The 21,468-nt window shown below is 48.6% G+C and carries 20 protein-coding genes and 1 riboswitch; of the genes, 17 read left to right on the top strand and 3 right to left on the bottom strand.

What is annotated here, in order from left to right:
* Positions 1 to 88: 88 nt before the first annotated feature.
* The gene (locus tag U719_RS10665) at positions 89 to 991 is read left to right on the top strand and encodes a hypothetical protein (RefSeq protein ID WP_023468774.1); all 903 of its coding nucleotides are present in this window, start codon (positions 89 to 91) and stop codon (positions 989 to 991) included.
* On the top strand, positions 988 to 1,899 hold the full coding sequence (locus tag U719_RS10660; protein WP_023468773.1) for an aromatic acid exporter family protein: 912 nt from the start codon (positions 988 to 990) through the stop codon (positions 1,897 to 1,899). Before U719_RS10665 ends, U719_RS10660 begins: the two co-directional genes overlap by 4 nt.
* Before the next feature lie 63 nt (positions 1,900 to 1,962).
* Here U719_RS10660 and U719_RS10655 read toward each other — a convergent pair whose 3' ends face one another.
* Positions 1,963 to 3,654 (bottom strand): NFACT family protein, encoded by a 1,692-nt coding sequence (locus U719_RS10655; RefSeq protein ID WP_023468772.1) that lies wholly within the window; start codon positions 3,652 to 3,654, stop codon positions 1,963 to 1,965.
* Between the two features lie 168 nt (positions 3,655 to 3,822).
* Here U719_RS10655 and gmk point away from each other — a divergent pair, with 168 nt between their 5' ends.
* From gmk to U719_RS10590, 12 genes are all read left to right on the top strand, one after another.
* Positions 3,823 to 4,440: a guanylate kinase gene (gene gmk / locus U719_RS10650; protein ID WP_174316772.1), complete on the top strand. Its 618-nt coding sequence runs from the start codon at positions 3,823 to 3,825 to the stop codon at positions 4,438 to 4,440.
* A gap of 1 nt (position 4,441) precedes the next feature.
* Complete coding sequence (gene rpoZ / locus U719_RS10645; protein ID WP_023468770.1) at positions 4,442 to 4,645, top strand: DNA-directed RNA polymerase subunit omega; 204 nt, start codon at positions 4,442 to 4,444, stop codon at positions 4,643 to 4,645.
* Positions 4,646 to 4,701: 56 nt separating this feature from the next.
* The gene (gene coaBC, locus U719_RS10640; RefSeq protein WP_023468769.1) at positions 4,702 to 5,892 is read left to right on the top strand and encodes a bifunctional phosphopantothenoylcysteine decarboxylase/phosphopantothenate--cysteine ligase CoaBC; all 1,191 of its coding nucleotides are present in this window, start codon (positions 4,702 to 4,704) and stop codon (positions 5,890 to 5,892) included.
* The gene (priA, locus tag U719_RS10635) at positions 5,889 to 8,213 is read left to right on the top strand and encodes a primosomal protein N' (RefSeq protein ID WP_023468768.1); all 2,325 of its coding nucleotides are present in this window, start codon (positions 5,889 to 5,891) and stop codon (positions 8,211 to 8,213) included. Before coaBC ends, priA begins: the two co-directional genes overlap by 4 nt.
* A 9-nt stretch (positions 8,214 to 8,222) precedes the next feature.
* Complete coding sequence (gene fmt / locus U719_RS10625) at positions 8,223 to 9,605, top strand: methionyl-tRNA formyltransferase (RefSeq protein WP_023468767.1); 1,383 nt, start codon at positions 8,223 to 8,225, stop codon at positions 9,603 to 9,605.
* Positions 9,602 to 10,933, top strand: a complete 1,332-nt coding sequence (rsmB, locus tag U719_RS10620; protein WP_023468766.1) for a 16S rRNA (cytosine(967)-C(5))-methyltransferase RsmB — start codon at positions 9,602 to 9,604, stop codon at positions 10,931 to 10,933. The genes fmt and rsmB overlap by 4 nt, the downstream gene beginning before the upstream one ends.
* Before the next feature lie 18 nt (positions 10,934 to 10,951).
* Positions 10,952 to 11,686 carry a Stp1/IreP family PP2C-type Ser/Thr phosphatase gene (locus U719_RS10615; RefSeq protein ID WP_023468765.1) on the top strand — a complete coding sequence of 245 codons (735 nt, stop codon included), beginning with the start codon at positions 10,952 to 10,954 and terminating at the stop codon, positions 11,684 to 11,686.
* A 2-nt stretch (positions 11,687 to 11,688) separates the two neighbouring features.
* Positions 11,689 to 13,623 carry a Stk1 family PASTA domain-containing Ser/Thr kinase gene (pknB, locus tag U719_RS10610; protein WP_023468764.1) on the top strand — a complete coding sequence of 645 codons (1,935 nt, stop codon included), beginning with the start codon at positions 11,689 to 11,691 and terminating at the stop codon, positions 13,621 to 13,623.
* 25 nt (positions 13,624 to 13,648) lie between these two features.
* On the top strand, positions 13,649 to 14,554 hold the full coding sequence (gene rsgA, locus U719_RS10605) for a ribosome small subunit-dependent GTPase A (RefSeq protein ID WP_023468763.1): 906 nt from the start codon (positions 13,649 to 13,651) through the stop codon (positions 14,552 to 14,554).
* A 2-nt stretch (positions 14,555 to 14,556) separates the two neighbouring features.
* Entirely contained in the window at positions 14,557 to 15,213 is a 657-nt protein-coding gene (gene rpe, locus U719_RS10600) for a ribulose-phosphate 3-epimerase (RefSeq protein ID WP_023468762.1), read from the top strand.
* A 22-nt stretch (positions 15,214 to 15,235) separates the two neighbouring features.
* Positions 15,236 to 15,345, top strand: a riboswitch (TPP riboswitch).
* 60 nt (positions 15,346 to 15,405) lie between these two features.
* Positions 15,406 to 15,966: an energy-coupled thiamine transporter ThiT gene (gene thiT / locus U719_RS10595; protein ID WP_023468761.1), complete on the top strand. Its 561-nt coding sequence runs from the start codon at positions 15,406 to 15,408 to the stop codon at positions 15,964 to 15,966.
* A 1-nt stretch (position 15,967) separates the two neighbouring features.
* Positions 15,968 to 16,570, top strand: a complete 603-nt coding sequence (locus U719_RS10590) for a thiamine diphosphokinase (protein WP_023468760.1) — start codon at positions 15,968 to 15,970, stop codon at positions 16,568 to 16,570.
* A 54-nt stretch (positions 16,571 to 16,624) separates the two neighbouring features.
* Here U719_RS10590 and U719_RS10585 read toward each other — a convergent pair whose 3' ends face one another.
* Both U719_RS10585 and rpmB read right to left on the bottom strand, forming a co-directional pair.
* Positions 16,625 to 18,028: an amino acid permease gene (locus U719_RS10585; protein ID WP_023468759.1), complete on the bottom strand. Its 1,404-nt coding sequence runs from the start codon at positions 18,026 to 18,028 to the stop codon at positions 16,625 to 16,627.
* Between the two features lie 140 nt (positions 18,029 to 18,168).
* Positions 18,169 to 18,357 (bottom strand): 50S ribosomal protein L28, encoded by a 189-nt coding sequence (gene rpmB / locus U719_RS10580; protein ID WP_023468758.1) that lies wholly within the window; start codon positions 18,355 to 18,357, stop codon positions 18,169 to 18,171.
* 283 nt (positions 18,358 to 18,640) lie between these two features.
* Here rpmB and U719_RS10575 point away from each other — a divergent pair, with 283 nt between their 5' ends.
* The 3 genes from U719_RS10575 to sdaAB all read left to right on the top strand — a co-directional run bounded on the left by U719_RS10575 (position 18,641) and on the right by sdaAB (position 21,465).
* The gene (locus U719_RS10575; RefSeq protein ID WP_023468757.1) at positions 18,641 to 19,003 is read left to right on the top strand and encodes an Asp23/Gls24 family envelope stress response protein; all 363 of its coding nucleotides are present in this window, start codon (positions 18,641 to 18,643) and stop codon (positions 19,001 to 19,003) included.
* Between the two features lie 25 nt (positions 19,004 to 19,028).
* The gene (locus tag U719_RS10570; RefSeq protein ID WP_369792079.1) at positions 19,029 to 20,702 is read left to right on the top strand and encodes a DAK2 domain-containing protein; all 1,674 of its coding nucleotides are present in this window, start codon (positions 19,029 to 19,031) and stop codon (positions 20,700 to 20,702) included.
* Between the two features lie 100 nt (positions 20,703 to 20,802).
* Positions 20,803 to 21,465 carry an L-serine ammonia-lyase, iron-sulfur-dependent subunit beta gene (gene sdaAB / locus U719_RS10565; protein ID WP_023468755.1) on the top strand — a complete coding sequence of 221 codons (663 nt, stop codon included), beginning with the start codon at positions 20,803 to 20,805 and terminating at the stop codon, positions 21,463 to 21,465.
* Positions 21,466 to 21,468: the final 3 nt, after the last annotated feature.

Below are 21,468 nucleotides of genomic sequence, written 5' to 3'. Positions count from 1 at the left end.
GGTGAACTTCTTCTATGATAAGAAAGGGGCTGTTGACAGCCGATTCGGATATTCGGAATAATGGAAGACATGAGATGGAGGGGCTGACATGGAAGAACATAATAGTAGGAGTGTGCGAAAACGAAAACAATCGTCGTTCACACGCTTAAAAAATAAACAAAAACAAAAGATGGATGCACGATTGAACCGGATTGGAGAAAAAGGACCAGTGAAACGGCCAATCTACTTATACGGTGGTGTCATTCTCGGACTTGTCGTCATCTATTCGATCACATTGCTCGTCTCAACGGAATTGTTATCGCGCGGCGAGTCATTTAAGACGACGAATCGCTATAAATCTCTCGCCATCGAGGCGCCGCACGCAACGGTACAATTCGTTCGAAGCACAGACGGAAACGTCCAAATCAAACTCGTCGATAGTGCGTCGAGTGGGAAGCGACTGAAAATCAGTACATCGACGAATACGGTGACGGTGACAGGACGAGATGGTTGGCTGTCTCGACTTGGCAATCGTCCGAGCGAGAAAACAGCAGACTATACGATTCAAGTAGGATTACCAAGTTATATGAACCGTGTTGATGTCGATGCCGGTACACTGAAAGGGATGGGCATCTACGCAAAAACGATCGAGATGGATGGAGAAGCGATGAGTCTCGATAAAGTGAAAGGTGATGAGATTACACTGAATGCAACACGTGCGATTTCCGTCAAGGAAATGGACGCCGTACATGCGCAGGTGACAGGCGAGAGTGTCTCGCTGGCAGACTATATGGCGAAGTTGAGTCTTGACGTCACGACGATTGACGGCGCGACGAAATTGAAGCCAGATAAATCAGCCGGTACGATTACGATCGACACGGGAGGCGATATTAAAGCCTCTGATCGATATACGAAACAAAAGAATAAGGATGAGACGATTTATGAACTGTCGAAACAAGAAAAACCGGAAGTGACAGTCAATAGTGAAGTCGGGCAGGTGACGCTCGAGTGAAATTAAAGTTTCGGATTGGACTTCGAACGATTAAGACTGGCATCGCGGTAGCTCTTGCACTCAGCATCTCTTGGTATGTATTTGATATTTATTCAGGAATGGGGGCTGTCGCAGCCATCGTTGCGATGCAACCGACAATCCATCGTTCATTTAAAATCGTCTTCAATCGAATTTTCGGAACGGTACTCGGACTAATGTGTGGACTCGCCATCGTTGCGACACTTGGTGCCAATCCGCTGACGATCGGACTCGCCGTCGTCGTCTCACTCGTCCTCAATTCGATGATTGGACGAACGGATATGTCGACGTTCGCTGCCTTTGCGATCGTCTTGATGTTCGAGAGCCCGACCGCCGACTATGTCCACTATGCCTTATCACGATCGTTGCTGACTGTCGTCGGTGTGTTATCTGCCGTTCTCGTCAACTACATCGTCTTCCCACCACATTATGAAGACCGCTTGCTATTACTCGTCAAAAAAACGACGCAACAGTTGATGGAAGATTGGCGAACCCTTGTGCAAGATGATGGACGCTTGCTTGCCGTCCGTAAACAAATCCTCAAACATGAGGAAATGATGCTGATGCTTCAAGAGGATCAAAAATATCCATTGGTGGCAAGCGGTCAAAGTGAAGCGTTCATTCGACTGAAGGAGCTTGTCGATCTTGAAGACAAGTTGCTCGTCTTGCTTGAAAGCATTGCTAGTCACCGGGATATCCCGATGACAGAAGAACAGGAAAAGACGCTCGGTCAGGAAATTGATTTCTTACTCAGCCATCATTACGATGTCATCTTCTCCCACGAACGAAAACAGGCGATGTTCTCATTCGATCAAGAATTAAGCGAAGCGAAGGATATCATCCATGGGCATTTGCTTGATTACCGGGAACAGTTAGAAAAAATGAAGTGAAGATGAAAAAGCGCTGTTTCTCCTAAGTAACATTTAGGAAAAACAGCGCTTTTTTGTGTAGCGTCATTGACGTAAGGATTGGACGACATCTGGATCAGGTGTGACGTAAAGAGTTGTTTGATCCGTGTAGATGACGAATCCGGGCTTTGCACCACTCGGTTTTTTGACATAACGTAGTTCCGTGAAGTCGACCGGGACTTGGCTCGACTCACGTGCTTTCGAGAAATAAGCCGCGACGATCGCTGCTTCCTTCAACGTCGTCTCGTCCGGTGCATCACTTTGAATGATGACGTGCGATCCCGGGATATCCTTCGTGTGTAACCACGTATCGGACCTGCGTCCGAACTTGAACGTCGCGTAATCATTTTGTTTATTGTTCTTTCCTACGAAGAATGGAAGACCAGTCGAAGAACGGTATGCTTCGAGTTGTGGGAGCTGCGGTTTCTTTTTCTTCTTTTGTCGTTCGCGCAGATAACCTTCTTCGACGAGTTCCTCGCGCATTTCCCGGATGTCTTCTGGGGATGCGACATCGAGTTGCGCAAGTAAGCCTTCGAAGTACGCAATCTCAGCTTGGTTCTTCTCGAGCTGACGCGCGACTTCGACTTTGGCGGTTTTTAATTTGTTGTACCGTTTGTAGTAGCGCTGCGCGTTCTCATTCGGTGAAAAGCGAGGATCGAGCGAAATCGTTATCTCAGCGCCGTCTGGGTCATAGTAATCGACGACTGTCGCTTCCTTCATCCCGCGTTCGAGCTGATACAGATAGGTCGTCAGTAATTCCCCTTTATGTTTCCACTCATCCATCCGTAACGTCGCTTCTAAATCTTTTTCGAGTTTCGAGCGTTTTAGAATATTTTTATCATATTCACTTTTGATGAACCGTTCGAGATCGACTGCTTGTTGTTTGACGCGATCGCGGTTCGCCTTTTGATGGAAGAAGGCGTCGAGGACTTGACCACTCGTCTCGAACGTCTTCTCATCGATGATGGATCCTTCCGTCAAGCGGATAGGGGCGAAACGTTCCTTCCCGCCATCCATCCGTTGCAACACATAAGGGCCATCGAGTTCCTTCAGGACTTCTTGAAAGGCAGACGCGAGAGTCGTCCGGTTGGCTAGACCTGCTCGCGAGACGATTTCTTTTGCGATTTGCGGGGACAGACCACTGAAGAGACCAAGTAACTGACGATCGAGCTTCCCAGCGTTCCAGTCAATCCGGTGAAGCGCCTTTTCGATATCTCCTGTGAGCGGATCAACTTTATCCTGTGCCGGCGGAAGCTGGTATGTCATCCCTGGCATGATCGTCCGGAAGGTATTTTGACTGAGTGGTAAGTGTTTGATCGCATCGAGGATCTTATCTTGTCCATCGGTCAAAATGATGTTCGAGTGACGTCCCATCAATTCGATATAGATTTTTTTCGCTTCCTCATCGCCAAGTTCGTTCCGGGAGCGGACGCGCAAGACGATGATCCGGTCGCGTTCGAGTTGTTCGATTGACTCGATGAACCCGCCTTCGACATGTTTACGGAGCATCATACAGAAGAGTGGGGGTTCACTCGGGTTGCTAACCGCTTCCGACGTAATGTGCATTCGTGCATACATGGCATTCGCAGAGGCGAGCAATAATACGTTTTTTCGCTCGGCCCGGACCTGGAATACTAAATCCAATGTATACGGTTGGTATACCTTATTGATCCGTCCTCCGACGAGCGGTTGGAGTTCTTCGACGACGCGTGTCGTCATCAATCCGTCAAAAGCCATACGATTACCTTCTTTCTTGATTTCGTTCTCACTTTCTAAAGGTAACAGAAATAGCATCGTTATGGTATGATAAAGCAGTCGAGCTAAAAAAGATGACTTGCGAACTTCCCGTCTCTACTGCTAATATGAAACAATGTGAAGTTTGTGAGATGGAGGGGTTTTGAAGTGATTTTCAAAGAGCGTGGCTTATTACTCGTATTATCAGGTCCAAGTGGTGTCGGAAAGGGAACGGTCTGTCGTGCCTTGCGCGAAGATCAGGATAACGATCTGCATTACTCGGTATCCTGTACGACGCGCCAACCGCGTGAAGGAGAAGTAGATGGTGTCCACTATTTCTTTAAATCGCGTGAAGAATTCGAAGAGATGATTGCGAACAATCAACTCTTGGAATATGCTGAATTCGTAGGGAATTATTATGGAACGCCTGTCGAATGGGTAAACCAGATCCTAGATGAAGGAAAAGACGTCATTCTCGAAATCGAAGTTCAAGGGGCCATGCAGGTCAAAGAACATTTTCCGGAAGCTGTCTTCTTATTCCTTGCACCTCCAAGCCTCCAAGAATTGCGGAACCGCCTCGTAGGGCGTGGAACGGAATCGGAGGAAGTCATCAAGCAACGTCTTCTCGTCGCTAAGGAAGAGATTGAGATGATGGATGCGTATGACTATGTCGTGACGAACGACGAAATTCATAAAGCCTGTGATCGAATTCAAGCGATCGTCACAGCGGAACATTGCAGTCGGGAACGTGTCGCGTCCCTATATAAAAAAGCCATGGAGGTTAAGTGATATGTTATATCCATCAGTTGATAAGCTTCAAAAGAAAGTGCCATCGAAATATACGATCGTTACAGTTGCCGCTAAGCGTGCGCGTCAAATCCAAGACGGGAAACGCGTGAGAGTCACGAACCCAAAATCGCATAAACCGGTCGGGAAAGCTTTAGAAGAGCTTTATTTCGAAGAAGTATCCGTCACGAACCAACCGCAAGACTAATTTTGAAGCAGCCACTTGTCATCGTGGCTGTTTTTTTCAATAAGGAGGACACCTACATGTTAACCAACCGAAACATTCTACTGTGTGTCGGCGGTGGAATCGCTTCCTATAAATCAGCAGCACTCGCTTCAAAACTCGTCCAAGCAGGCGCACACGTTCAAGTCGCGATGACGCGTAATGCGCAACAATTCGTCGGTAAGACGACGTTTGAAGCACTGACGCGAAAAGCGGTCTATGATGACGTCTTCATCGAGCATGATCCGTCAAAAATCGCCCATATCGATTTAGCGGACGAAGCGGACTTGATCGTCGTCGCACCAGCGACCGCGAACTTGATTGCAAAACTCGCGCACGGGATCGCAGATGACTTCATTACGACGACGATCCTTGCAGCAACGTGTCCCGTCATCGTCGCACCGGCGATGAATGTCAACATGCTCGAACATCCGGCGACTGTCCGCAATATCGAACAACTCAAGCAGGATGGTGTCCAGGTGATTGCACCGGGAGTCGGAAATCTCGCATGTGGTTGGGTCGGAAAAGGTCGTTTACCGGAACCAGAAGATTTGGTCGCAACACTCTCAACGTTCTTTGAAGAAAAATATCTAGCTGGGCGAAAAGTTTTGATCAGTGCAGGTCCGACCGTTGAACGGATTGACCCGGTCCGTTATTTGACGAATGATTCTTCAGGGAAAACTGGAATTGCGCTAGCAGAGGCGGCACGAGACGCAGGAGCAGATGTCACGCTCGTCCATGGTCCCCTTCGGATCGGATTACCGACCGGGATGGCGACGATTGCTGTTGAATCAGGGGAAGAGATGCTTGAAGCCATGTTACGTGACTATGAGACGCAAGACATCGTCATCATGTCCGCTGCCGTAGCTGACTATCGACCGTCTGTCCAGTACGATCAGAAGCAGAAGAAAATTCACGGACCATTGCGGATTGAACTCGAGGAGACGACGGATATTCTGAAGACGCTCGGTGAGCAGAAACAACATCAGGTATTAGTTGGATTTGCAGCGGAGACGACGGACGTCGAGACGTTCGCGAAACAGAAACTCGTCCGAAAGAAGGCGGATTTCATTGTCGCGAATGATGTCTCTCGTTCTGACATCGGATTTGTCAGCGACGAAAATGAGGTCGTCGTCTTCGGGAAGAATGATTCCGTCACGCGATACGATCAACAATTGAAATCGACGCTCGCTAAAGCGCTCATGCGCCAATTTGCGGAGGCATTGGCATGATAGCTGAAGTCATCGTCGATGTCGCAGCGGCCACTGTCGATCGTCCATTTGATTATGCCGTGCCGGAACTTTGGCAGGAGCTGATCGTTCCCGGGATGCGCGTCGAGGTTCCGTTCGGTCCACGTGCGTTGCTTGGGATCGTCGTCGGGACGAAAGCCACATCTGATCTGACGAACGTCAAATCGATCGTTCGTGTCTTAGATGAGACGCCGACCTATACGCAGGAATTACTCGAGCTGTCGGCTTATCTATCAGAAACGACATTGTGTTTTCAGGCGACGGCGTTGCTTGCGATGCTGCCGGCTGCCTTGAAGGTGAGTTATGATAAACTGGTCATAGTCGAGTCGGGCCCACTTCGGGCATATCATGGTAAGAAAATGAGTCAATTACCAACGGAAGTCCAACAAATCATCTTAACAGCGGCGAAACAAGCTGACGTGACGCTTCAACCGGTCATTCGTGAGAAAAAGACGTCTAAGACGGATAAACGGATTCGTCTCCTCGAGGAACAGGCAACTTTTACGAAACAAGCGAGCCAACAAGTGGCACTTTACTCGTATATCGAAGAATTTCCGAATGCGCTTTGGAGTGAAATCAAGCAGGCGACAGGCGCAACGAGCGCAACATTGAACGCCCTCGAGAAAAAGGGCATCATTGAAGTCGAGACGATTGATGTACGGCGAAATCCTTACGAGCATCTCGTCCAAGACATCTTTGTGCCGTCTTCTTTGACGGAAAAGCAACAGGAAGCCGTCTCGGCGATAACAGCTGAAGCGGAGACCGGAACGTTTTTGTTACATGGCGTAACAGGAAGCGGTAAGACAGAAGTCTATCTTGAATCGATTCATGCACAACTCGAACGCGGTAGACAAGCGATCTTGCTCGTCCCTGAAATCAGTCTGACACCGATGATGGTCAAACGGTTCAAACGTCGTTTCGGAGAACGGGTCGCTGTCTTGCATAGCGGTCTATCGCTCGGAGAAAAGTATGATGAGTGGCGCAAAATCGCACAAGGTGAGGTTGATGTCGTCGTCGGTGCACGATCCGCCGTGTTCGCACCGCTGACGAATATCGGAATCATCATTCTCGATGAAGAACATGAAACAACCTATAAACAAGAAGAGAATCCGCGCTATCATACGCGTGATGTTGCAAAATGGCGAGCGGCCTATCATCGATGTCCTGTCGTGCTCGGAAGCGCGACGCCGTTACTCGAGACATATGCGCGGGCACAAAAAGGGGTCTATCGCTACTTACCGCTTCGTGAACGATTCGGTGGAGAACTGCCTCCGGTCGACATCGTTGATATGCGTAAGGAACTTGAACGGGGCAATCGGACTCCGTTCAGCCTCGCGCTCATCGAAGGCATCAAAGAACGAATCGAGCGTGGGGAACAGACGGTATTACTTTTGAACCGTCGTGGATACACGACCTTCGTCTTATGTCGGGATTGCGGGGAGACGCTTCAATGTCCGCATTGTGCCGTCAATTTAACGTATCATCAACATGAAAATCGCTTAAAGTGCCACTATTGTGGATTTGAGGCAGCGATGCCGAAAACTTGTCCGTCCTGTGAATCGACGAAGATTCGTCAGTTCGGAACGGGGACACAAAAGATCGAGGAAGAGTTGGCGCATTTGATTCCGGAAGCGCGCATTATCCGGATGGATCAAGATACGACGTCTCGTAAAGGCGCACACGAGAAGTTACTCGATGCCTTCGAGCGTAAGGAAGGAAACATTCTTCTCGGGACACAGATGATCGCAAAAGGTCTCGACTTTCCAAATGTCACGCTCGTTGGGGTGCTCGCTGCCGATGCGACGCTCGGTATTCCGGATTTTCGGGCAAGTGAGCGAACATTTCAGTTGATCACGCAAGTGTCGGGTCGTGCCGGGCGGGGGCAACTCGCCGGACAGTCGATCATCCAGACCTATAATCCGGAACACTACGTCATTCAGACGGCAAAACAGCATGATTTCGAAACGTTCTATAAGCGGGAGATGCAGTTGCGCAAACTCGGGGGACACCCTCCATTCTGGTTCCTTGGTCTGATCACGGTCTCGGCGACACATCCACTTGAAGCACAAGCAGAAGCGCAACAAATCGCTTCCGAGCTGCGGGCTTTCGAATCGGAGGATTTAGTCGTCAATGGACCGTTCGATGCGCCACTTGCTCGACTGAAGAATATGTACCGACAACAGGTCTTAATTAAACATAAAGGGCAGGAAGATGTCCGGACACATCTCCGTGATATCTTAGCCCTTCGTCAAAAGTCAAAAACACAAGTCGCGATCGACTTGAATCCATTTGTATTCATGTGAGGTGTCTGTATGTATAAAGTAGTAGAAGTACCCAACGATGTATTACGACAGGTTTGTGAACCTGTCACGAAGTTCGATAAAAAACTTGGTAAGATGATCGACCGGATGTTCGATACGATGTATGAATATGATGGTGTCGGCTTAGCGGCACCGCAAATCAATCAACCGATCCGTGTTGCGGTCGTCCATACGGATGATGAGACGGGACCGATCGAGCTGATCAATCCGGAAATCATCGAAGCCGACGGTTCACAAATCGATGACGAAGGATGCCTCAGCATGCCCGGCATCTTTGGTCCTGTCGAACGGTTCGACCGCATCGTCGTCAAGTCGCAGGATCGACTCGGACGAACGGTCAAAATCAAAGCAAACGGCTTTTTTGCACGTGCCATCCAGCATGAGATGGATCATTTAGACGGTGTCCTGTTCACGGATAAACTCGTCGAGCAAGAAAAACCGCGCGTCGTCTTCATGGGGACGCCTGAGTTTGCGGCAGGAACACTGCGTGAAGTGATCGATGCCGGATATGACGTCGTCGGTGTCGTCTCACAACCCGATAAGCCGGTCGGACGAAAACGGGAAGTCAAACCGACACCAGTGAAACTCGTCGCGATGGAGCACGATATTCCTGTGTTGCAACCGAAACGGATTCGCGAGGATTATCAAGATGTTCTCGATTTAAAACCAGATCTCATCATCACGGCAGCTTACGGTCAGATCGTACCAACGGTGATTTTGGAAGCACCACGTTTTGGGGCGATCAATGTCCATGCGTCACTCTTACCGAAATATCGTGGCGGTGCACCGATTCATCAAGCAATCATCGATGGTGAAAAAGAGACAGGTGTGACGATCATGTACATGGTCGATCGATTGGATGCCGGTGATATGTTGTCAAAAATCATCGTTCCGATTGAAGAGAACGATACAGTTGGAACGATGTTTGAAAAATTAGCGGACGCAGGAGCGCGTCTGTTGCTTGAGACGTTACCGCGTTTGTTCGCAGGTGAATTGACACCGGAAGCACAAGTCGAGGGAGAAGCGACGTTTGCACCGAATATCTCACGTGAACGGGAACGGCTTGATTTTACGTTACCGGGTGAGACACTCTATGATCAAATCCGAGGAATGAATCCTTTCCCAAGTACGTACACGATGCTTGGTGATGACCGATTGAAAGTCTTTTTCGCGACGAAAGTCAAAGGAACGGGACGACCAGGCGAAATCATCGCTTTAGAAGCGGATGGTCCCGTCATCGCGACAGGTTCGGAGACAGCGTTGAAGCTGATCGACTTACAGCCGTCCGGAAAAAAACGGATGGACGGTGCTACGTTCATGCGCGGGATCGGTCAATCGCTTGAACTCGGACAACAAGTAGGTGAGAACGCATGAATGTACGTGACGCAGCAGTAACGACACTGATGAAAATTGGTCAAGGTGGTGCCTTCTCGACAATCACCGTCCACCAGATGCTTGAAAAGCGTGCTATCTCAGCAACAGATGTCGGCTTGTTCACGGAACTCGTCTACGGGACGCTCAGTCGTGAATTGACACTGGATTATATTTTGGAGCCGTATCTAGCAAAACAGAAAAAACTTGACCCATTCATGCGTCCGTTGTTACGGATGAGTGTGTATCAATTGTTTTATCTTGATCGTGTACCGGATCATGCCGTCATCCATGAAGCTGTCGAGATTGCTAAAAAACGTGGAAAAGTCCACGTCTCGAAAGTCGTCAACGGAGTGCTCCGGAATGTATTACGGGCGGGAATGCCTCACTTCGCTGAGATTGAGCCTGTCGCAAAACGAATCAGCATCGAAACGAGTCATCCGCAGTGGCTCGTCGAACGCTGGATTGAACTGTTTGGTCCGGAAGAAACGCTTCAAATCTGTCAATTGAATAACACACCTGCACCGGTCACGGTTCGCATCAATCGGACGAAGACGACGCGAGAGGAAGCGATCGAGCTTCTACTCGACCAAGGTGTGACGGCAAAACCATCTACGGTCGCGCCAGACGGTCTCGAAATCGAACGAGGAAGTGTTCAAAAAACGGATCTGATTGACCGTGGGTATCTTTCTCTGCAGGATGAGAGCTCAATGCTCGTCGCCCGTGCACTCGGTGCAGAAACATCTGATCATGTACTTGACAGCTGTGCCGCACCTGGTGGGAAAGCGATGCATATTGCTGAAGGTTTGACAACGGGAACACTACAGGCACTTGATCTTCATCCACATAAGATTAAATTAATTGAACAGCAAGCAACACGATTAGGTCTTACGACTGTTCAAGCAGAAGCGTTAGATGCCCGTAAAGCAGGGGAACGCTTCGAAATAGAATCCTTTGATCGGATTCTTGTCGACGCACCTTGTTCAGGACTCGGTGTCATTCGGAGAAAACCAGATATCAAATGGACGAAACGTCCGGAACAACTCGAGCAACTCCCGAAAATTCAACGAGATATTCTGACATCTGTCTTACCACTCGTTAAAAAGGGTGGAACCTTCGTCTATTCGACTTGTACGATTGATCCGACCGAGAACGAGGAGCAGACAGCGTTCATTCTCGATCAAGGGTTCGATTTTGACACATCCTTCGCGGCACGCATGCCAGAATCCGTGCGACATCTGATTGGGGATCGAGCAGAACTCAAGTTGTTACCGACGACAGTCGGAACGGACGGCTTCTATATTGCCGCGTTTAAAAAACGAGAAGATTGACACGAACGGAGGACTGTCATGGAGCTAGCTCACCTTTCGACTACTGGGAAAGTCAGGACTAAAAATGAGGATACGGTATTACTCGTCGGGAACGCCGAACGTGGTCTTGCCGTCGTTGCGGACGGTATGGGAGGTCATGCTGCTGGCGATATCGCAAGTGCGATCGTTCGCGAGGTATTTGAAGCATCCTTTTCACTCATGCCAAATCGTCCGATGGAATTGTCTGAATGGATAGAACAACGTGTAGCCGAGGCAAATGCCCGGATTCTTCAGTTTTCAAAAGACGAGCAACTTGCAATCGTCGGAACGACCATTGCCTGCGTATGCTGGGTCGAAGATTTGCTCGTCATCGGTCATGTTGGAGATAGTAGGGTCTATGCCCTTGAAGGTACGGCGTTAAAACAATTGACGGATGATCATTCTTACGTCAACATGTTACGACAAATGGGGGAACTTTCGGATGAGGAAGTCGAAAATCATCCACGTAAGAATGTCATCACACGGTCGGTCGGCTCGAACGAAACAGTCGAAGTCGACATTCAAGTCAGAGATGCTCCAGACTATGACCTCGTCCTCGTCTGTAGTGACGGATTGACCGATGAAGTGCCAGATGATGTCATCGAACAGATCATCTTACAGGATGAGCCGCTTGATGAGATCGTTGGACGATTGGTGAAAGAAGCGAATGCTCGAGGAGGCGCGGATAATATTACGATTGCCGCCATCCGGTTCAAAGAAAGAAAGAGGGTCTGAATATGCGATACGGAGATCGATTAAATGACCGCTACCGCATAGAACGGCTAGTTGGAAGTGGCGGGATGGCGAATGTCTATCAAGCCTATGATGAGATTTTAAAGCGTCATGTTGCCATTAAGATTTTACGGACTGAATTTTCGCATGACGAACAGTTCATTCGTCGATTCGAACGTGAAGCGCATGCTGCTACCAGCTTGAATCATCCAAACATCGTTGCCGTCTATGATGTAGGCGAAGAAGATGCCATCTATTACATCGTCATGGAGTATATCGATGGTATGACATTAAAAACATTTTGTGAAAATCAAGCATTACCTGTGCCGCAGGCCGTCGATATCATCGCTCAAATTTGTGATGCGATTGATCACGCCCATGCACACCGGATCATCCATCGCGATATCAAACCGCAAAACATGTTGATTCGAGAAGATGGTACCGTCAAAGTAACGGATTTCGGAATCGCTGTGGCGATGTCGAATGCGACGCTGACGCATACGATGTCCGTTCTTGGGTCCGTCCATTACTTTTCACCGGAACAAGCAAAAGGTAAATTTGCGGATGAGAAGTCGGATATCTATTCGCTTGGTGCTGTCTTATACGAACTTGTTACAGGACAAGTCCCGTTCGAAGGTGATTCACCGGTTGCGATCGCTTTAAAGCATCTGCAAGATACACCGCGGCGTCCATCCGTCTTGAATCCGAAAGTGCCACAAGCGCTTGAGAACTGTATCATGCAGGCGCTCGCAAAAGCACCGCATGACCGCCAACAGTCCGTCGCAGCGTTTAAGACAGATATGGTGACGGCGTTGTCTGACGAACGAGCAAGTGAAGGCATCCGTGGTGCAGAAGAGGATGAGATGGAAAAGACGATGGTCTTATCGCCTGTACAAGTGCCAGAAGAATCAAAAGCGGAACTAGAATCACCCGCTGTCACGACCGTTCAACCGAAAACACCGGAAAAGAAAAAGAAAAAACGCTGGTGGATCGTCCTCTTGTTACTCCTTTTACTGGGTGGGGCGGCTACGACGTTCGCGATGTGGCCGGATCCAACGGTCACCGTACCATCTGTCGTCAAGACGGATGGAGACGATGCGGAAACGAAGCTTGAGAAACTTGGATTTGTCGTCGAGACAACGGAACGGAGTAGCGATACGGTCGAAGAAGGCGATGTCATCAGTCAAACGCCTCGTGAAAAAGCACAGGTCAAGAAGGGCTCGACAGTCAATTTGGTCGTTTCTACTGGTAGCGCTCCGGTTGAGGTACCGGATGTGACGGATGAAGCTGAAAAAGAAGCAATTGCAACGCTAAAAGAAGCAGGATTCGCAAAAGTCGAAGTCGAGCGAGAGAAGTCGGATGAGATCGATCGAGGAAATGTGATTCGACAGTCAATTTCTGCTGGAACGGAGGTCATTGCGAAAGAACAAACGATTACGATTACTGTATCTGAGGGGACGTCTTCTTTCGAGTTGAAGGATTTGACGAATTTATCGAGTGATGAAGCAAAAGCTTATCTCGATAAAGTAGGATTAGACGGAACGTTCGAACAAGAATTTTCTAGCGATGTCAAACTCGATCAAGTCATCCGTCAGTTCCCGCAAGCTGGCGCACAAGTCGAGCCGAACGACTCCGTGACGGTCTTCATCTCTAAAGGTGAGGAAGAAAAAACAGTGACGGCGACGTTCCCTGAAAAGGTCGTCTATGATGCTGTTAGTGAAGATGAAGAAGAGGCTCCGCCGAAACAAGTCATCCGAATCGAGACGGAAGACGCGAAAGGGAAGCGGACCGTCATCGAGGAATCAATTGATCAAGATGAGACATTCGACGTGCCATTAACGATTGATCCGGGTGAAGAAGGCAAAATTACGATCTATAAAGACGATACGGTGTATCGTTCAAAAACCATCACGTACAATCAAGCAAAAGACGCACAATGAATGTGATAAAAGAGGAGTGCATAGGATGACGGAACAACGCATCGAAGAGAATCGAGAAGGAACGATCATACGCCTGCAGGGCGGCTTTTATGATGTCATGACACCAGAAGGAGAAGTTCGTTCACGAGCAAGAGGAAATTTCCGAAAACGCGGCATCAGTCCAGTCGTCGGAGATGAAGTCGTGCTTCATATCGAAAGTGAGACCGGGTACATTCTCGAAGTGAAGGAGCGGGACAACTTTTTAGTACGCCCGCCTGTCGCGAATATCGATCAAGCGTTGCTTGTCGTCTCGGCGGCAGAACCTGATTTTTCAGCGCATCTACTCGACCGATTTCTCGTCTTGATCGAAGCGAAGGAAATCCAACCCGTCATCCTGTTAACGAAGATGGATTTACTTGACGAAGTCAAAGGACCGGCTGTCCGAGAGGCGATTGCCGCTTACCGGAAGATTGGGTATACGGTCATCGAGACATCAAGTGAGACGTTGACGGGTGTTGAGCAAGTCCGTCCGTTACTTGCTGGAAAAACGAGCGTTCTCGCCGGACAATCCGGTGTCGGGAAAAGTTCATTGCTCAATGCACTGGAGCCCTCTCTTGATTTAGAAACAAGTGCGATCTCGAAATCACTCGGACGCGGACGTCATACGACGCGCCACGTCACATTGATGCCGCTTGCCGAAGGATTGATTGCCGATACGCCAGGTTTCTCGAACCTCGATTTTCCGTATGATATGGAAATCGAGGATGTACGGTGGAGTTTCCCTGAATTCGTGGCTGTACAAGATGATTGCAAATACCGAGGTTGCTTGCATTTGAATGAACCCGGTTGTGCCGTCAAGGAAGCCGTCGAAGCCCAAGAAATCATGTCCTCTCGTTATGAGAACTATGGTATGTTTATAGACGAAATCAAGAATCGAGCCCGGAGGTATTGAAGATGATTAAAATTGCACCATCTATCTTATCAGCAGATTTTGCGAATCTCGAACGCGATGTTAAAGCAGTCGAAGCAGCAGGCGCGGACTATATCCATTTTGATGTCATGGACGGTCAGTTCGTACCGAACATCTCATTTGGATTACCTGTGCTTAGCAGCTTACGTCAAAAGACGGATATGATTCTCGATGTCCATTTGATGATCGACCAGCCAGAACGTTTCGTCGAGGATTTCGTCAAAGCAGGGGCGGACATCGTGACGTTCCACATCGAAGCGACGAATCATGTCCATCGTGTCTTGCAACAAATCAAAGCAGCGGGCGCAAAGGCAGGAGTCGTCTTGAATCCCCATACGCCATTATCAACGATTGAACACGTCCTTGAGGATGTCGATATGGTTTTATTGATGACGGTCAATCCGGGCTTCGGTGGACAAGCCTTCATCGAGCGTGTCATGCCGAAACTCGCAGCACTTGCGCAAGTGAAAGCAGATCGTGGTCTGACATTTGAAATCGAGATTGACGGTGGCGTCAATCCGGAAACGGCAAAGCTTTGCATCGATAACGGTGCGAACGTTCTCGTCGCAGGATCAGCAATCTACAATGCACCAGATTATGCGGAAGCGATCACTAGCATTCGTCAAGGGGCTGCCGTATAATAAGAACGAGAAAACGAAATATGATGACCGCAAGGGGTGTCGCTTGAAAAGCGGCTGAGAGGAGTCTTTTAGACTTTAACCCTTCGAACCTGTTCCGTTCAAACGGACGTAGGGATGTGGCGCACGCAGGCAGTACGGCGTTCGTCGTACTGCCTTTTTGCGTCCTCTCGTACAATGAAGGAGGAAAATAGCATGAAACGGTTACAAATGATGATGGAAATTGCCATCTTTGCCAGTCTCGGAGTCGTCTTTGATTTACTGATTCCATTCAAAATGCCACAAGGAGGCTCAATCAGCTTAGCGATGTTACCGATCTTCGTCATGGCATTTCGCCACGGTGTCGTTGGAGGGGTCGTTACGGGAGCGCTTGTCGGTACGATTCAATTGATGTTCGCTCCACAAGTCTTGACGATCGTTCAACCGATGCTTGACTATACGATTGCGTATGGTGTCGTCGGATTAAGTGGTCTGTTCGCGCGTCAAGTCAGACTAGCCGCGCGCAATGGACAAAAGAAAAGCTTGATGGCGTTCGTTCTCCTGGCGACGTTATTAGGCGCAGGACTCCGTTATATCTGTCATGTCATCAGTGGAATCGTCTTTTTTGCCGAGTATGCCGAAGGTCCAGTCGTACCGTATTCATTGATTTATAACGCGACATACATGGTACCGTCTTACGTTCTTTGTGGTGTCGTTGCGGGTCTTTTATTCACGACTGCGCCACGCTTACTCCGTTATTCGGCACGAGGCGTCTGAGATGCGGGCGATTCTCGTCTGTGCCGGTCCGCGAGAAGAAGCGCCGGATTTACGGACGTTTTGTCAGCCAGGTGATTTTATCGTCGGTGTTGACGGTGGTGTTCAGACGATTGAATCGTTTGGGCTGACATGCGACCTGACGATTGGTGATTTTGATTCGCTTGGTTATGTACCAGAAGGGGCAATCGTTCATCCGGCCGAGAAAGATGAAACGGATCTCGAACTGGCACTTCGTACAGTCTCAGAGAAGAAACAGTTTGAGGATACCTTCATTATCGGGGCGACAGGTGGGCGGCTCGACATGACCGTCCAAAATGTATATTTATTGAAGCGATACCCAGAGGCACGACTCGTGACGAAACGAGAAGAGGTACGATACTTGGCTGAGGGAACGTATACAGTCGAAGCAGGGAGCTATTATTATCTTTCGTTCATTCCACTCGTACCATCGACTTTAAGCTTATCCGGAGTCAAATATCCACTTGATGCACATCCAGTACCGGTCGGAGGTTCCTTGACCGTCAGTAATGAATGGTGTGCGTCAGAAGCGAAGGTAGAGCTCCATCAAGGAGAACTATTGATGATGCGGACGCTTAAGGAATAGCACAATCATAGGAAAGAGGCCGTGGATGACTCCGCGACCTCTTTTTGTGTGAAATTATTCTTCGAGTTGAGAAGGGGCGACACGGATGTCGCTTTGAGCGGATAGATGTTTTCCTTTGACGAAGAGATGATAACTTCCCCACATGACAAGGAAGAAAGGAACACCGATGTATAGAGCGATTCGTTGATCCGCTTGAAACGCAAGACTGACGAGGACGACGACGTTAAGTGTCAACGAAATCAGTGGTAACACCGGATAGAGTGGTGTCTTGAATTTCAGTTCGGATACATCGTGTCCGTTTCGGACGAACTGACGACGAAATGCAAGCTGAGAAGCAGAGATCGAAATCCAGCCGACTTGAGCCCCGAGTCCGGCTAAGGACAAGAGCCAAATGAAGACGGTATCTTCTGCGAAAAATGCGGTCAGAAGCGATAACATCGCGAACATCATCGTAAAGAGTAAAGCACGCATTGGCACACCACGTGCATTGACGTAAGATAATTTCTTTGAAATCATCCCTTCTTGCGCCATTGCCCATAACATCCGAGTCGCCGCATATAATCCGGAGTTTCCGACGGATAATAGTGCCGTCAAGACGACGATATTCATCAAATCAGCAGCGTACGGAATGCCGATCGCATCAAAGACCATGATGAACGGACTGCTGACTCCGCCAGCCGTCTCATACGGAATTAATGCACCAACGATCGTAATCGATAAGACGAAGAAGATGAACGTCCGCCAGACTGTATTGCGGATCGCTTTTGGAATCGATTTTTCTGGCGTGTCGGACTCCCCAGCCGCAACACCGATCAATTCCGTTCCTTGGAAGGCGAAGTTGACGGCGATCATCGTCGTCAAGACACCAAGAATCCCGTTTGGAAACCAACCGCTTGCCGTAAAGTTCGCAAATAACGATGTTGGGCGATCTGCTTCCATCGGTAACCAGCCGAACCAAGCAGCGCCACCTAAAATGATGAAGAATAGGATCGCGAGGACCTTCAAACTCGAGAACCAGAATTCAGCTTCACCGAATGCTTTGGCGGAGACGGCATTCAGACCGAACAGCAAGACCGTAAAGGCGGTACACCAGACGACGACGGGTACATTCGGAAACCAGCGGTCCATTAAACTGCCGGCAGCTGTGATTTCGAGTGCCACCGTCACGGCCCAGCCGAGCCAATAAATCCAACCGACGGCAAAGCCGATCCCTGGTCCGATGAAGCGGGTCGTATAGGTCTGAAATGACCCCGAGACCGGCAGATAGACCGCTAATTCCCCTAGACATAACATTGTCAGATACATGATGGTCCCACCCACGATGTAACTGAGGACCGCCCCGAGAGGTCCTGCTTGTGAAATCGTTAATCCTGACCCTAAAAATAAGCCTGTTCCGATGATTCCGCCAAGTGAAATCATGAACAGATGTCGACTCGTCATCTCTCGTTTGAGTTGCATGATGACTTCCCCCAATTCTGACAAAATAAAGTACGTTCCTATTGTAAGCGTTTTCAATAAAAGCGACAATTAGTTTATGAGAAAAATAAATGAGGGCATAAAAAAACCGGAAGGGAAGATTCCCATCCGGTGGTTGCGCCTTATACGCGTTCGACTTTACCTGATTTAAGAGCTCGAGCTGAAACCCAAACCTTTTTCGGCTTACCGTCGACGAGGATACGTACTTTTTGTACGTTGACTCCCCAAGTACGTTTTGTTTTGTTCAATGCGTGTGAACGGTTGTTACCCGACTTTGGCGATTTCCCAGTAACGTAGCATTTACGTGCCATGCGTTCCGCCTCCTTTTATGTTGTTTTGCGTTCGTCCTAATAGACACTTTGCTATCTTAGCATGGTGTCAGGGCGGTTGCAACATAAAAAAAGTAGCTGACAAGAAAAAAACTTGACAGACAACCTCGAAATTTAAAATAATGGATGAGGATGATGGTAAAAGTTCATTTGACCGCTACTATTTTTCACTTATTCATTGTATAGTCAGTACGGCGACTTTTCAATAGTAGGTCCTTATAGTAGAATTATGAGAAGAATACAATATTCAAAGGGGGCTACTCAGGTGGCGATCGAGATGAAAACGACCTATGGAAAGATTGATGTAGATAATGATGTCGTCGCGCAACTTGCGGGCGGCGCGGCAATGGAATGTTTTGGTGTCGTTGGTATGGCATCCCAGTCTCAAATCAAGGATGGTCTTGCTGAACTCTTAAAACGTGAGAACTTTGCACGCGGTGTCATCGTTCGACAGGCTTCAGAGCAGGTCCATATCGATATGCATATCATCGTAAGTTATGGAACGAAAATCTCAGAGGTGGCGAATAACGTACAGAGTCGCGTGAAATACACGCTCAGTCAGGCACTAGGTCTTGATGTGACATCTGTGAACATCTTTGTCCAAGGAGTCCGCTTGACGAATGTCTAAGGCGGGAATAGAGGAGGAAACTTTAGTGAGTGTAGATCGTTTAACAGGAGCGCAGTTAGTCAAGATGATTCAAAATGGCGCGGCGAATCTCTATCAAAATGCAGATTTCGTCGATTCATTGAACGTCTTCCCTGTGCCAGATGGTGATACGGGAACGAACATGAATTTGACGATGACTTCAGGTGCGAAAGAAGCAGGTAAATCAACTTCGGATTCTGTATCGGAAGTCGCGAACGTCTTCGCACGTGGATTATTGATGGGGGCGCGCGGAAACTCTGGCGTCATCTTAAGTCAATTGTTCCGTGGATTCTCGAAATCAATCGAAGGCAAAACAACGATTGATACGAAGGAATTCGCAGATGCGTTACAAAAAGGTGTCGATACAGCATACAAAGCAGTCATGAAACCGGTTGAAGGAACAATCTTGACGGTTGCCCGTGAAACAGCGGTCGCTGCTATCGCACAATCTGAGACGACGACGGATTTCTTAGAGTTGATGCGTCAACTCGTCGAAGCTTCGAAAGTATCGCTCGACGGAACACCAGAACTTCTTCCGGTATTAAAAGAAGTCGGCGTCGTTGACTCTGGTGGTCAAGGTCTCGTTTGTATCTATGAAGGATTCCTCGCAACACTCGAAGGAAAAGAACTCGACAAACCGCATGCGCCTGTCATGGAAGCACTCGTCGAAGCAGAGCATCATAAAACGGCTCAAAGCTTCATGTCGACAGAAGAAATCCATTACGGTTACTGTACGGAAATCATGGTTCGTTTCCAAGATGACAAGCTTGCGAATGCACCATTTAGCGAAGAAGACTTCCGTAACGAATTAGCGGAATTCGGTGATTCATTGCTCGTCGTAGCGGATGAAGAACTGTTGAAAGTTCACGTCCACGTTGAAACACCAGGAGAAGTCATCACAAAAGGACAACGTTTCGGTGAACTCGTCGCTGTTAAGATTGAAAACATGCGTCAACAACACTCGACGATCCTTGAAGAAGAAGGTGCGAACCAAGTCACTCCAGTCGCTGCACCGAAGGCAAAAGCGAAAGCAGCCCTCGTGACAGTCGCAATGGGTGAAGGAATCAGCGAACTCTTTAAATCACTCGGTGTCAGTGTCGTCATCGAAGGCGGACAAACGATGAACCCGTCGACGGAAGATATCGTTAAGGCGATCGAGGATGCACATGCTGAACACGTTTATGTCTATCCAAACAACTCGAACATCATCATGGCCGCTGAACAAGCAGCATCTGTCGCGAATTGTGGTGTGACGGTCGTGAAATCAAAAACAGTCCCACAAGGTTTAGCAGCAACAATCGTCTATAATCCAGAAGCGACTGTCGAAGAGAACGAAGCGCATATGGCAGATGCGATTGCAGCCGTTAAGTCGGGACAAGTCACATATGCCGTACGTGATACGAACATCGATGGTGTAGAAATCAAGAAAGACGACCATATGGCGATTGCTGAAAAACAAATCGTCGCTACGGACGCTTCAAGTCTTGGTGCAGTCAAGAAACTCGTCGATACACTCGTCACGGAGGACGACGAAATCATCACGGTTCTTTACGGTGAAGGCGTTTCGACAGAAGAAGTCGACGACCTCGTTGCGTACATCGAATCGGTTAATCCGGATGCTGAAGTGGAAGTCCACGACGGCAAACAACCACTTTATTCGTACATTTTAAGCGTCGAATAAAACCATCATACTGAAAAAGGGCGACTAGCCTTTTCACGAATCCCACCATCTGCGATAATAGAGGTGGGATTTCGTTTGTTTCATAGAGAGGGGAAAAGAAATGAAATATCGTAGCGTCTTTGACATCATCGGACCAGTCATGGTTGGTCCATCGAGCTCGCATACAGCGGGAGCTGCACGGATTGGATTGATGGCGGGTAAATTATTCGGGGAAACGCCTACTGTCATCCACATCACGTTTTACGGTTCATTCGCGGATACGTATCGTGGACATGGAACGGATGTCGCCATCATCGGCGGTGTTCTCGGATACGATACGTTTGACGACCGGATTCCACAATCAATCGATATCGCGAAGTCGAAAGGGATTGAGATTCATTTCGAGACGAGTGAAGCGTTGACGGATCATCCGAATACGGCTCGTGTCCATTTGACGAATGGAGTAGAAGAGTTTGAATTGGTCGGTATTTCAATTGGTGGGGGAACGATTGAGATCACGGAATTAAATGGTGTACCGCTTCGTTTGTCCGGTGGGGGACCGGCACTCGTCGTCTTGCACCATGACCGCTTTGGTGCGATTGCAGCCGTGACGAGCATTTTGGCTGATTACGAAATCAACATCGGGCATATGGAAGTGTCACGGCATGAAAAAGGAAAACAAGCACTCATGGCAATTGAGATTGATGACCGGATAACGGCAGAAGTGTTGGAAGAAATCGATCGGTTACCTCAAGTCGAGCGTGCCGTCATGATGGGAGAGTGAAGA

The organism is Exiguobacterium sp. MH3 (genome assembly GCF_000496635.1).
Taxonomy (GTDB): Bacteria; Bacillota; Bacilli; order Exiguobacteriales; family Exiguobacteriaceae; genus Exiguobacterium_A; species Exiguobacterium_A indicum.
This window is presented reverse-complemented; position numbering and strand designations above follow the sequence as displayed.

Excerpts from the sequence above, each read along its gene's own strand:
- U719_RS10665 (WP_023468774.1), top strand. The coding sequence starts at position 89 with ATGGAAGAACATAATAGTAGGAGTGTGCGAAAACGAAAACAATCGTCG.
- pknB (WP_023468764.1), top strand. The coding sequence starts at position 11,689 with ATGCGATACGGAGATCGATTAAATGACCGCTACCGCATAGAACGGCTA.
- U719_RS10615 (WP_023468765.1), top strand. The coding sequence starts at position 10,952 with ATGGAGCTAGCTCACCTTTCGACTACTGGGAAAGTCAGGACTAAAAAT.
- thiT (WP_023468761.1), top strand. The coding sequence starts at position 15,406 with ATGAAACGGTTACAAATGATGATGGAAATTGCCATCTTTGCCAGTCTC.
- rsgA (WP_023468763.1), top strand. The coding sequence starts at position 13,649 with ATGACGGAACAACGCATCGAAGAGAATCGAGAAGGAACGATCATACGC.
- rpe (WP_023468762.1), top strand. The coding sequence starts at position 14,557 with ATGATTAAAATTGCACCATCTATCTTATCAGCAGATTTTGCGAATCTC.
- rpmB (WP_023468758.1), bottom strand. The coding sequence starts at position 18,357 with ATGGCACGTAAATGCTACGTTACTGGGAAATCGCCAAAGTCGGGTAAC.
- U719_RS10590 (WP_023468760.1), top strand. The coding sequence starts at position 15,968 with ATGCGGGCGATTCTCGTCTGTGCCGGTCCGCGAGAAGAAGCGCCGGAT.
- U719_RS10585 (WP_023468759.1), bottom strand. The coding sequence starts at position 18,028 with ATGCAACTCAAACGAGAGATGACGAGTCGACATCTGTTCATGATTTCA.
- fmt (WP_023468767.1), top strand. The coding sequence starts at position 8,223 with ATGTATAAAGTAGTAGAAGTACCCAACGATGTATTACGACAGGTTTGT.
- U719_RS10655 (WP_023468772.1), bottom strand. The coding sequence starts at position 3,654 with ATGGCTTTTGACGGATTGATGACGACACGCGTCGTCGAAGAACTCCAA.
- rpoZ (WP_023468770.1), top strand. The coding sequence starts at position 4,442 with ATGTTATATCCATCAGTTGATAAGCTTCAAAAGAAAGTGCCATCGAAA.
- rsmB (WP_023468766.1), top strand. The coding sequence starts at position 9,602 with ATGAATGTACGTGACGCAGCAGTAACGACACTGATGAAAATTGGTCAA.
- sdaAB (WP_023468755.1), top strand. The coding sequence starts at position 20,803 with ATGAAATATCGTAGCGTCTTTGACATCATCGGACCAGTCATGGTTGGT.
- coaBC (WP_023468769.1), top strand. The coding sequence starts at position 4,702 with ATGTTAACCAACCGAAACATTCTACTGTGTGTCGGCGGTGGAATCGCT.
- priA (WP_023468768.1), top strand. The coding sequence starts at position 5,889 with ATGATAGCTGAAGTCATCGTCGATGTCGCAGCGGCCACTGTCGATCGT.